The following is an 11136-nucleotide window of genomic DNA, read 5'->3' as shown; positions in this document are numbered from 1 at the left end:
GGGAGCTGTTGCAGATAGGGAATACGTCCGAGATGGGGGTCGTAGGCTGAGTGCCCGCTTCTTCGCACCTTGACCTACCAGTCGGTCGTCAAGTGTTCCCCGCGGTGCCCCATCATCATCATCCGGAAGCATACATCGTGACTGATAGAACGAGTGCGCGCACGGCAGATCGCCAGTTGTGGTCGGCAAGCCCTAGTTCGGCTTTCAGGGTTGTCGTCCAAATCCAACCGGCTATTGCGATCATACACCGCTATGACTCAGCCAGCTGGAGTGCTGGCCGCTTTGACCGTTGTTGGCTTAGGACAGGCAGACGGCAAGTCGGGGGCACCTAAGTTAGCGAACCGGAACCCGCCGGGAGTGCGAGCGCCTATTGGAGGCACCGTTGAAGCCCCGCGCGGCTGGACACCGTTGAAGGCAGGACCGGGGGCGAGATCGTTACAAAACCGTAATTTGGCGGCCACAAGTCTGACGGGAAGCCAACGGAAGAAGGATATCCTTTTTAACAGGAGCCCCTCGTCGGATGACATCTCCCGCGTACACTTCCACCCAGAAGTTTCTTCACTGGTCTCTCTTCGTGCTTGTCCTTTTGCTCTACGCACTGACCTTCGGCGAGGACCTGTTGCCTCGTGGCGATCCTATGGTCGCTTCCTTCTGGCGGCTGCATATTTCGTTTGGCCTTCTGTTGGCTGGCCTGGTGCTTTGGCGGGTCGTCCTGCGCGGCCTGAGAGGAGCCCCCGGTCTTCCCGAAGAGATGTCGGCGCCAGAGCGGGCGGCGGCCAAGTTTGGTCACCTTGTCCTGTATGCATTGTTGATTGCGATCCCTGTTCTAGGCATCGTTTTGACCTGGTTCAGGGGTAACGAGTTGAGTTTCTTCGGCCTGTTTACGATCCCGGCTCCCTTTACACCTGATCGAACTACGGCTCGCACGATCCGAGAACTTCACTCATTGTGCGCGAATGGCATTCTGATAGCCGTCGGCCTGCATGCCTTGGCTGCGCTGTACCATCATTTCATCCGCCGCGATGCAATTTTGACGAGAATGCTCCCAAAGGGTTGAGCCTTTGTGGGCGCTAACGCCACGGGCAGGGTCCAGTGATCTTGGCGTCAGGTGGTTCGCGTTTCGAGGTATCTAGGTTTGGGACGCCATCCACGAGGTCATCGAAATGAACCTGGCCGCTTCCTCTGGCAATTCTGGGCGCTGCTATCACCGACTTTCGCCGCGCTGACGGCAATTTTCGCCAAGGTTTGCATCGAGAACATCAATTCCGATTTCGCGACCTTAATCCGCACGGCCATCATCCTGATCGTGTTCGCGGCCGTTCTCGCCGCCAGCGCCAGTTCGTGAGGCGGAGCTAGAAGTTAAATTTGCCGCGCCGCCTGCCGAACCGCTCTATGCGGCGAAGTTTTCACCCGCAGTGGATGCCTTCTGGATGGGCACTGTCCCAACATGGAAAGGCGATGTCCCTCATCCAGAACTCCATTCGGGCGCCGTGCGCTTGTCAATTGCCCATCCCTCGAATACGTCGGCTGGCGCAATTTTCCGGGCTTTGGAGAGACACCGAAGGCGAGGATTATATGTGAGATTCAGACAATAGCGGCAGCGAAATTGCTCCCCGGCGAGCTAGGAAGACAGTTTTACTGCTGGAACAGTCAACCTGCTCAAATTCTTTGCGCAGGTATTCCCGTCACACATGCGCCCCCAAGCAAGGGGTTAGCTAGCCGGGTGCGTCATGCAGCCGGTCGGCCAACCGCGTGGACCGGGGTCTGGACCGCATTTATGATTGGGGAACCTGGTTCATACGAAGCCGTTGTGGACTATAGATCGAGGTGCTGCGCTTGAGCGAACCAGTCCCAGATACCGAGCGCCGGCGCCTAGGGAGTTACCAGCCTCGCCCGCCATGTCAAATCAGCGGTGCGTCCGCGCAAGGCAAAAACAGGCTTGTTGCGGCGATGCTTGTAGCATGCCTCGTTTTCGGCTTCGGGGTGCTGGCAGAGGAAGTCCTGGAAGGTGACACGACCAAGTTCGACCTGGCCATCATGTCGGCTCTTCGCGCAGCCGATCCGGCCTACCCGATCGGTCCGCCATGGCTTCAGGAAGCGGCCCGGGATGTGACCTCAGTGGGCAGCGTGGTGTTTCTTGGCTTCGTGTTGCTGGCAGGGGTTGTCTTTCTTCTTCTGATCCACAAGCGGGCTCTCGCCATCTGGATGGCGGTGGCGGTGGTTGGCGGTGAACTGCTTGGCACGATCCTCAAGCTGAGCTTCAACCGGCCCAGGCCAGAGATCCCTCATGTCACGCGAGTATTCACGGCAAGCTTCCCGAGCGGACATGCAATGCTTTCGGCGATCGCGTTCCTGACCGTGGGCGCTCTCCTTTCACACGCAAATCAGGAACTGCGTCTCAAAGTGTATTTCATGTCCATCGCCGTGTTTCTGACGGTGGCCGTTGGAATAAGCCGGGTCTATCTCGCGGTCCACTATCCCACGGATGTCCTGGCGGGATGGTGCATTGGTTCTGGCTGGGCGATCCTGTGTTGGATAGCCGCGTTATGGTTTCAGGAAAGGCCGAAGCGGGTGGAAACTTGAAGGTCCTGGCCCTCATCAACAAAAATGCCGGCGCTGCGGCGCACAAGGGTGACATAGAGAGAGCCGTACGGGATGGGTTCGCCGAACGTGGCGTCGAGGCGGATGTCCGATTGGTGGTTGGGCGAGAGGTTGGAGAGCTGGCTCAGCGCTTCGTCGACGAAAACAAGTCGAAGTCCGGCCATGGATCAATATTGGTGGTGGGCGGTGGCGACGGCACCCTCAGCAGCGCAGCCTCCGCGCTGGCGGGGACCGATCTGGTGCTCGGTGTCCTTCCGCTCGGCACATTGAACCACTTTGCCAAGGATTTGGGTGTGCCTCTCGACCTCGCAGCGGCGATCGATACAATCACGACAGGCAAGCCTGTGGCAGTCGATGTCGCCGAGGTCAACGGCCGCGTCTTTCTCAACAACTCATCGATTGGGATCTATCCCTTCTTTGTTGCAAAGCGTTCAGCCGAGCAGCGGCGCCGTGGGTTCGGCAAGCTTGCCGCCATCGGACCCGCCCTCATGAGAACGTTGAGATCCGCCTCGTGGCAGGCTGTCCACGTCGCTGCTCAGGGCACCCGCGAAAGACTGCGGACGCCCTGTGTGTTTGTTGGTAACAATCTTTACGACATCGCCGATCTTGGCCGTCGCCGCAGCCTGTCGTCAAAAGAGCTGTGCGTTTACGTCGTCAAGCAGCAGTCCTGGCTTGGACTGGCATTGCTTCCGTTCAAAATCGCGTTCGGCATGATCGACGCCACCCGAGATCTTGAAACCTATCGGGCAAGCTCACTCCAAATCACATCGCATCGCCACGCCATGCTGGTTTCTCTGGACGGCGAAGCCGTCAGTATGGACATGCCCTTGAACTTTCAGATTCGACCAGCTGCCTTGCAGGTCCTTGCGCCTGCCAAAATGACCAGAAGCCGGGGCCATAGGTGACAGCGGAGAGCTTTCAGTGAGAACCCTCGTCCACCTCTCGGATTTGCACTTCGGAAGAACGGAGAGCCAGCTTGTGGAAGCGATCGCGGTCGAGGTTCGCGCCGTCGACTCTGATTTGCTCGTCGTATCGGGGGATCTAACGCAGCGCGCCCGGAAAGCCGAATTCCTGCAGGCGCGAGCCTTCCTTGATTCTATTCCTGGTCCCCGCATCGTAGTGCCCGGCAATCACGATGTGCCGCTCTGGAATGTCTTCGCGCGCGCATCGACGCCTCTGTCGCGTTACAGGCGCTACATCGAGGCGGACACCGAACCGTTCTATGCCGACAGCGAAGTCGCTGTCGTCGGGATCAACACGGCACGATCCCTGACAATCAAGGATGGCAGGATCAATGTCCGCCAGCTCGCGGCTGCGACAGAGAAATTCTCACGTATGTCCGATGACATTACCCGGGTCGTGGTCACTCATCATCCTTTTGAAGGGCTGGATCTGGAAAGCGACGAAGGCATCGTTGGCCGCGCGGCTCTGGCAATGGATGCCTTCTCGCGCAGCGGCGTAGACATCATATTGTCTGGCCACCAGCATCTTCACCGCACCGGTTCGAGCGCAAGGCGTTACCTCATCGACGGCTATGCGGCGCTGCTCATTCAAGCGGGAACGGCGGTTTCATCGCGGCGTCGCCACGCTGCAAATTCGTTTAACATCATTCGCATCGAGCACCCGAGCATCTCCGTCGAGTGTCGAGCCTGGCAGCCTTTGCGGCCCGGGTTCGAGATCTCAGCCAGTTATTCCTTTCGGCACGGTCCACGCGGGTGGGAAGCTGCTTGAAGGGCGATCAGGAACAGCGTCTTACTCATCCGCAAGGGAGACACCGCGTTAAGTCGCTGCCCCAACGACTGCGGCTGAGCGTGGATGGCTGTTTTCCCGATTGATCCGTGACACAAAAATCGCGCGAATCCGGGGGTGGCGAAATTCGGTTTTGTCCCTACTGAAAACTACCTAGGCTGACAGTTGAGGGAAGACAATGAACAGCGACCCGCAGACATGGTTGGCCGTGGTTCCGCTATGGTCGCAAAGGTTGGTCGCTACCTTCGCTATCCCAAGATCCTCACGCCCTCTACGATAAAAGGGCGCACGCCCAATACGCGCCAATTGCCATCTGGACGGCAAATGCCGTGAACCGCAGACTCACTGCAATCTGACTGGTGGAAACGAGATGGATAACCGACTGGACGAGGCGTGCTCCCAAAAGCACGAAGGCTAGAGGGTCGGTAAGCGCCGTTCTCGATGTCATTATTGCAACGCCGAGCAAGCCGCCAAAGATTGGAAGGCCTTCAATGCAGTTGGCATGAGCGCGTGCCAACCTCTCCATGAAGGGGCAGAGTCCGCTATTGTCAGGCGCAAACCCATTAGCAGGCACCCGTCGGGAAACCACGAGATATGTGCGGATCACTTCCATCACGATCAGCAAGATCAGTGTCCATGAAATGAACCCGACCAAACTGTAAGCCGTTGCAGACATTGCCTCTCCCCCATGTACCACGGTCCTTTTAGCTGATTTGCTCTAGGTCGGCGAGGGAGATGGGTTTGAGGCCAGTCGCCATAGATTGGCTTTAACTTCCCACCTTCGAGCCGCGATACGTTCAAGATGGAACGGCCAGGAGATCGAGCTCAGGGCGAGGTCACCGTGTCGATGGCGAGTTGGTGACGATTAGCCGATTAGCCGCCTGCCCGTTCTGGAAGGGTTTCCTCATCGTTTATCCGGTGTCCTCGCACGGTTAGAGAAATGCAGCTGTCGATCGTCACAGCCGGCGTCACCTCTCCCGCCTCTACTGCCGGCAGCAAGCCCGAGCGCACCTATCCTCGATGTGGTTATCATGGCGATGTCCTTCCGGACGGCGGCAGAAGTGCTGTACATCCGGTCCTCATCCCGTTCATGAACGTCGCTCTTGCAGCTGTCAGCCAGTTGTCAGGTTGAATTGGCTATGTCGCACCAATGACGGTGAAATGGCCGTCTGACACGACCGATCGAAATCCCAACCGCAGGCGCAACATTCGCGCCCAACCTCCCGAATGGAGCCATCATGTATCGCACATTCGTTCTCGCCGCTCTTGCCGCCACGATTGCAGGACCGGCGCTCGCCGCCGGCGGCAGCTGCAGCACCGCCCCGAAATCGCAGTTCAAGCCCAAGGCAACGCTGGAGGCGCAGTTAACCGGCGAGGGCCTCAACGTCCGCCAGATCAAAGTCGAGAAGGGCTGCTACGAAGTCTACGCGGTCGACAAGGCCGGCAAGAAGGTGAACCTGGCCTACAATGCCGAGACCCTTGAAAAGCTCGACAATGCCGAAGCCGGCGAAAATTGATCCGAACGTTTCGATAGCCACGGAGGCGCGAGCATCTCCAGAGATGGTGCGCGTCTGGGACCGGGTCGTGCGGAGTTTCCACTGGGCGCTGGTGCTCAGCTTCGTCACTGCCTGGCTCACCTCCCATTCCTCGGAGGACATTCACCATTGGGCTGGCTACGCCACTGCCGGGCTGGTCGCGATGCGGCTCTTGTGGGGGGTTCTTGGCACTCACTATGCGCGCTTCTCGCAATTCGTGCGTGATCCAGCAACAGTGCTACGCTACCTCTCGGCGTTGCTGAGCGGTCGCGAGGCCCGCTATATCGGCCATAATCCCGCCGGCGGCGCGATGGTGATCGTGCTGATCGGGGCGATGGGATCGACCGCGCTGACCGGATGGCTGATGACAACGGACGCCTATTTCGGCGTGTCCTGGGTCGAGACCGCGCACAGTCTGAGCGCGCACGGCTTACTTGTGATGGTGCTTTCCCATATAGGCGGCGTCGCGCTGGCAAGCTTTCGCCATCGCGAAAACCTGGTACGGGCCATGATCACGGGGCGAAAACGCAAAGCTGAGCCCGCGGACGTAGCCTGACGACCTTTACCAGGCCGGTGTCAGTTTCGATGAGGTTACAGCAAAAGACGCCCGGGGTCCTTGGACATTAACCACGTTGTTTTGGCGACGCTCCTTAATGGTACGCGGAGGAGCATGCGACAGGCAGGTGCGGTGAACCCATGTATCCGATAATTCTCTCACTCGTGACCTTTGTTGTTGGACGGCGCTGCTAGCGGGCGGCATCTGGCTCGCTCATCTCGGCGGATCGTGGTTCTACCAAGGGGCGCGGCGCTGGTGGTTTCGGCAGCGCTAACCTTCACGCGCCCCCCCGCTGGCTTGGCGCTATATGGCGTAGCACTGCTGGTGACGCTGTGCTGGTCGATAAAGGGGAGTTGGCTTCGACTGGTGGGCGCTTTCGGCGCGCGGTAGCCTGCTCATTATGCTCGGCGTGCTGCTGCTGTTACCGCCGATGGTGCGGTCACTTCACAGAATTGACACCGGCTCAGCCCGATACAACGGCACCAGCCGGCTTTTGGCCGCCTCCCTCGTAATCGCGGTGCTTGCCGGCGTCTACACCATGTTCCAGTCGCCGCACGATGTAGCCGGCACCTTTGCCGACGATCGCACGCGACGCGAGACCTTAAAAGCACCGTTCCGGATGGCGAATGGCAGGCTTACGGCCGCACTGCGGCCGGTGACCGTACTACCCAGCTCACTCCGCAAAACATCGGCGATCTGAAAGTCGCGTGGACCTACCATACGGAGGACATTCGCGGCCGAAACGATCCCGGCGAGGCGACCTATGTGCAGAGGCCCCACAAACCACCCCTGCCCGGCCGCCTGCCGACAAGGGGGGCGGGTACCGACCGTCGCGGAAGGGCGGCTTGCCGTCGCCTCATCCCGACAATCGGGACGAAGAACCCGCATAGTGTGTCAAGTGAAATGGGTTCCTAAAGAGCGTCCGTTAGGGCTGACTTGGATCAACGGACAAGTTAGTCAACGGACGCAACCCTTTCGGATAGGAGTCGGCCTGTGGCCAAGACCGTCTTTTATGCGCGCGTCTCAACTGCCGACCAGACGCTTGAGCATCAACGCAGGCAGGCCGAGCTAGCAGGTTTCAAGATTGATCAAGAGATTGCCGACCACGGTGTGTCCGGCATCTCGACCAAGCTGGCGGAGCGACCTCAAGGAAAGCGGCTTTTCGACATCCTCCGCCCTAGTGACACCCTGGTGGTGCGCTGGGTCGACCGGCTGGGCCGCGACTATCGGGACGTGTCGGATAGCATCCGGCTTTTCATGCGTGACGGTGTGGTGATCAAGACGGTCATCAATGCCATGGTGTTCGACGGAGCGACCAAGGACCCCATCCAACAGGCCGTTAGGGACGCGCTGATAGCCTTCATGGCAGCAACGGCGGAAGCACAGGCGGTCGCCACCAAGGAAGCCCAGAAGGCAGGTATAGAGGACGCCAAGTCCGACCCCAGGTCGTACCGTGGCAGGAAGCCGAGCTACGACCGTGAGGCATTCGACACGGTGGTTACAATGCTGGGCACAGGGGCTGGTGCATCAGCCATAGCCAAGGTCACGGGCTTGACGCGGCAGGCGGTCCTCAGAATCAGGGAGGACCGGATTGGAGCGGAGAAGGCCCTGGCCATGTGGGCGCTCTAGGCGTGGTCGGTGGCAAAGTCACTCGGCCCATCCTTACCACGCCAAGAGGCAGAGCTTATGGAGTCGTAGACGAACGGTACTGCCCTGCCGGTTTTTCGGACACGCAGTTAAGCTAGCATAGATTTCTCCTCGAACTCGACGGGGCTTAAATAGCCGCGTTCCGTCTCGATATTCTGATTGCCCGACAAAAATCCCAGCTCGCAGGCTTGCTCACAGTGATCTCCACTGCCTCCGGCGGACAAAGGTTCTGAAATTGCTGCCGGCAATATGCCGGGAGCGATCGTCGCTACGTGATCACTGAACGACCGAAATGGGGCCGACAGCGGAATGGCGGCTTCTGGCGTCCGAAGAACGATAGCGGACGTTCAGCCCAGCGCCAGCATCGTCCTGACCTGACCCAAAGGAGCCCTTCGGCAGCCCGCCTCGGGCCATAAACGACGCCGTGTGAGGAATGGTCCAAGGGACGTGATGAGTTGATCGCTGTCGGCGCCGGCACTGCACGCTCGCATTGGAGGTAGGACTGGAATACGCTCACCGCCCGGAGCTTCGACCTACGGAACAGGCAGGACACAAGCATGGAGCGACGCCTCACCGCAATCCTTGCTGCCGACGTCGTCGGCTACAGCCGCCTCATGGGAGCCGACGAGGTTGGCACGCTTGGGCACCTGAAGAGGCTTCGCGCCGAAGTGATCGAGCCCAAGATCACAGAGTCGCACGGACGCATCGTCGGTTCCGCTGGCGACAGCCTTCTTGTCGAATTCGCCAGCGCAGTCCATGCGGTGCGGTGTGCGGTTGAAGCCCAGGAGGAATTAGCCGCTCACAATGCAAGTTTGCCCGAGGACAAGCGCATGACTTTCCGCATGGGCGTGAATTTGGGCGACGTTATTGCACAGGACGATACGATCTACGGTGATGGCGTGAACATCGCCGCGCGGCTCGAGAAGCTTGCAGAACCTGGCGGCGTCTGCGTCGCGACCAACGTCTACGAGCAGGTCAAAGGCAAACTGGACTATGCCTACGCCGACCTCGGTAGCCATCAGGTCCACAACATCGTGGAGGCGGTGCGCGCCTATCGGGTCAGTCGAGCGAAACCCGCTGCGGCATCCTCCACAAGGGTTGCGCTGAGGCTTCCCGAAAAACCGTCCATCGCGGTCTTGCCATTCGACAACATGAGTGGCGACCCCGAGCAGGGCTACTTCGCTGACGGCATGGTCGAGGAGATCATCACCGCGCTGTCCCGGACGCGCTGGCTGTTCGTCATCGCGCGCAACTCGAGCTTTACCTACAAGGGCCGGGCAGTGGACATTAAGCAGGTCGGACGCGAGCTTGGTGTGCGCTATGTACTTGAAGGGAGCGTGCGCAAAGCGGCGAGCAGGGTTCGCATCACCGGGCAGCTTATCGACGCGACAACGGGAGCACATCTATGGGCCGACCGTTTCGACGGCGGGCTGGAGGAGGTTTTTGACCTGCAGGAGGAAGTGGCCAGGAGCGTCGTCGGAGCGATCGCTCCGAAGCTGGAACAGGCAGAGATCGAGCGAGCCAAGCGCAAGCCGACCGAGCACCTTGACGCCTACGACTACTATCTGCGCGGGATAGCAAGCCTCCACCAGTTGACCAGGGAATCCACCGCAAACGCCCTTCAGTTGTTTTACGAAGCCATCGAACTCGACCCTGAATTCGCCTCGGCATACGGCATGGCCGCGTTCTGTGCCGTCATACGCAAGGCGAACGGCTGGATGGCCGATCGTGAGCAGGAAACCGTCGAAACAGAACGCCTGGCTCCGAAGGCAGTGGATTTGGGCAGGGATGACGCGGTTGCGCTCTCACTCGGCGGGGAAGCGCTCGCGTTTGTCGTTGGCGACTACAATAGCGGGGCAGCGTTTATTGATCGCGCGCTTGCGCTCAATCCGAACCTGGCTACCGCGTGGCTATTCAGCGGCTGGGTCAGAGCGGACCTCGGTGATACGGAAGCCGCCCTCCAGCGCTTGGCTACCGCGATACGCATGAGTCCAGTCGACCCGTTCATGTTCGATATGCTGAATGCGGTTGCAATGGCTCATCTCTTGGCTGGTCGATTTGAGGAGGCATCATCTTGGGCGGAAAGGTCGCTACGGGAAAAGCCGGATTTTTTGGCGTCGTTGCGCTTCGCCGCTGCAAGCTATGCTCTCGCTGGCCGGACCGAGGATGCGCAAAAGGTGGTGAGCCGAATTCTCGCCCTCGATCCTGGCGAACGAATTTCCAATCTCGCCGACGTCGTTTCAATCAGGCGTGCGGCCGATATGGCTCTGTTTTCAGAAGGTCTACGAAAGGCTGGGCTGCCGGAATAGCTCTGCCAGGCTGGCGTATCGATCGCGAGTTGCAACGCACCGAGATCTCAACGGACCGCACCGTGGGGGATGCCTGCGGCAAAGCACCTACTCGATCTCAATCCAAGTCGGCGATCCCTTGGCATAGGCGATAGCTGCTTCGGCTGGAGAATGGCTGATAGTCCGTTTTTGGCGCACCCGCGACCTCCAGTGAGGTCGTCACTAACGTCCGCTTTTAGGCAGTGGCACAGCTAGCTTTAATGACTGAGATGAGGCGCAAAGCAGCCACGGTACCTCTGCCACCACGACGCGTAGGCCGAAGGTCCAACATTTTGAACCGGATATTCTACTCGTCCATCAGGTACGACCAAAAAATCCGACAAGGGAGAGTGTACCCGCTGGCGGATCCCAATCCGGGCCGACTTCATCTGCCAACCGCCTCAGAGACTATGCCCACCCAGTCAACTTCAATTTGCCCAGCCCTCAAGAACGTCGGCTAAGCGGATCATATGGTGATGCCCGAGCTCCTCTCGTAGGTCCTCCGACCAGCGTTACTCAGCAGCTTGATCGAACATGCGTGCGAGTCCTTCAGCAGAGGACCTTCCCCGCTTCATTGATGAGGTTTACAACACCCGCCAATTGCACTCAGCGCTCGGCTATCTCAGCCCGCAACAGTTCGAAGACCAACACGCCCGGAAGATGGTCAAAACTGCCGCTTGATCCTGTCCGCTCCGAGGGGCGCACTCCATTTCGCGTCCAA

At 59.3% G+C, this 11136-nt stretch carries 12 protein-coding genes and 1 pseudogene; 12 read left to right on the top strand and 1 reads right to left on the bottom strand.

Features of this window, described 5'->3' with window-relative positions; translation table 11 throughout:
* Positions 1-520: 520 nt before the first annotated feature.
* The 5 genes and pseudogenes from AC1D0I_RS02295 (at position 521) to AC1D0I_RS02275 (ending at position 4332) form a co-directional block, all read left to right on the top strand.
* Positions 521-1057 (top strand): cytochrome b, encoded by a 537-nt coding sequence (locus AC1D0I_RS02295; protein WP_477224897.1) that lies wholly within the window; start codon positions 521-523, stop codon positions 1055-1057.
* A gap of 78 nt (positions 1058-1135) precedes the next feature.
* A pseudogene (locus AC1D0I_RS02290) lies at positions 1136-1333 on the top strand (hypothetical protein); the annotation flags it as partial.
* 494 nt (positions 1334-1827) lie between these two features.
* Complete coding sequence (locus AC1D0I_RS02285; RefSeq protein ID WP_477392783.1) at positions 1828-2583, top strand: phosphatase PAP2 family protein; 756 nt, start codon at positions 1828-1830, stop codon at positions 2581-2583.
* Positions 2547-3506: a diacylglycerol/lipid kinase family protein gene (locus AC1D0I_RS02280; RefSeq protein ID WP_477224895.1), complete on the top strand. Its 960-nt coding sequence runs from the start codon at positions 2547-2549 to the stop codon at positions 3504-3506. The genes AC1D0I_RS02285 and AC1D0I_RS02280 overlap by 37 nt, the downstream gene beginning before the upstream one ends.
* 16 nt (positions 3507-3522) lie before the next feature.
* The gene (locus AC1D0I_RS02275) at positions 3523-4332 is read left to right on the top strand and encodes a metallophosphoesterase (protein ID WP_184873619.1); all 810 of its coding nucleotides are present in this window, start codon (positions 3523-3525) and stop codon (positions 4330-4332) included.
* 289 nt (positions 4333-4621) lie between these two features.
* On the opposite strand, the gene AC1D0I_RS02270 is transcribed toward AC1D0I_RS02275, so the two are convergent.
* The gene (locus AC1D0I_RS02270) at positions 4622-5026 is read right to left on the bottom strand and encodes an MAPEG family protein (RefSeq protein ID WP_477224894.1); all 405 of its coding nucleotides are present in this window, start codon (positions 5024-5026) and stop codon (positions 4622-4624) included.
* A 264-nt stretch (positions 5027-5290) separates the two neighbouring features.
* Between AC1D0I_RS02270 and AC1D0I_RS02265 the strand changes: the two genes are divergently transcribed.
* From AC1D0I_RS02265 to AC1D0I_RS02235, 7 genes are all read left to right on the top strand, one after another.
* Positions 5291-5482: a hypothetical protein gene (locus tag AC1D0I_RS02265; RefSeq protein ID WP_477224893.1), complete on the top strand. Its 192-nt coding sequence runs from the start codon at positions 5291-5293 to the stop codon at positions 5480-5482.
* Between the two features lie 106 nt (positions 5483-5588).
* Complete coding sequence (locus tag AC1D0I_RS02260) at positions 5589-5867, top strand: PepSY domain-containing protein (RefSeq protein WP_477392781.1); 279 nt, start codon at positions 5589-5591, stop codon at positions 5865-5867.
* A gap of 43 nt (positions 5868-5910) precedes the next feature.
* Positions 5911-6441 carry a cytochrome b/b6 domain-containing protein gene (locus AC1D0I_RS02255; RefSeq protein WP_477392837.1) on the top strand — a complete coding sequence of 177 codons (531 nt, stop codon included), beginning with the start codon at positions 5911-5913 and terminating at the stop codon, positions 6439-6441.
* Between the two features lie 400 nt (positions 6442-6841).
* Positions 6842-7141 carry a hypothetical protein gene (locus AC1D0I_RS02250; RefSeq protein WP_184873615.1) on the top strand — a complete coding sequence of 100 codons (300 nt, stop codon included), beginning with the start codon at positions 6842-6844 and terminating at the stop codon, positions 7139-7141.
* Positions 7129-7356 (top strand): hypothetical protein, encoded by a 228-nt coding sequence (locus AC1D0I_RS02245; protein ID WP_477225552.1) that lies wholly within the window; start codon positions 7129-7131, stop codon positions 7354-7356. Before AC1D0I_RS02250 ends, AC1D0I_RS02245 begins: the two co-directional genes overlap by 13 nt.
* 78 nt (positions 7357-7434) lie before the next feature.
* Positions 7435-8070, top strand: coding sequence for a recombinase family protein (locus AC1D0I_RS02240; protein WP_184873614.1), 636 nt, complete (start codon positions 7435-7437; stop codon positions 8068-8070).
* Positions 8071-8645: 575 nt separating this feature from the next.
* Positions 8646-10397 (top strand): adenylate/guanylate cyclase domain-containing protein, encoded by a 1752-nt coding sequence (locus tag AC1D0I_RS02235; protein WP_477392779.1) that lies wholly within the window; start codon positions 8646-8648, stop codon positions 10395-10397.
* Positions 10398-11136 lie beyond the last annotated feature (739 nt).

The sequence above is a fragment of the Mesorhizobium sp. P2_D1 genome (assembly GCF_056404455.1).
This window is presented reverse-complemented; position numbering and strand designations above follow the sequence as displayed.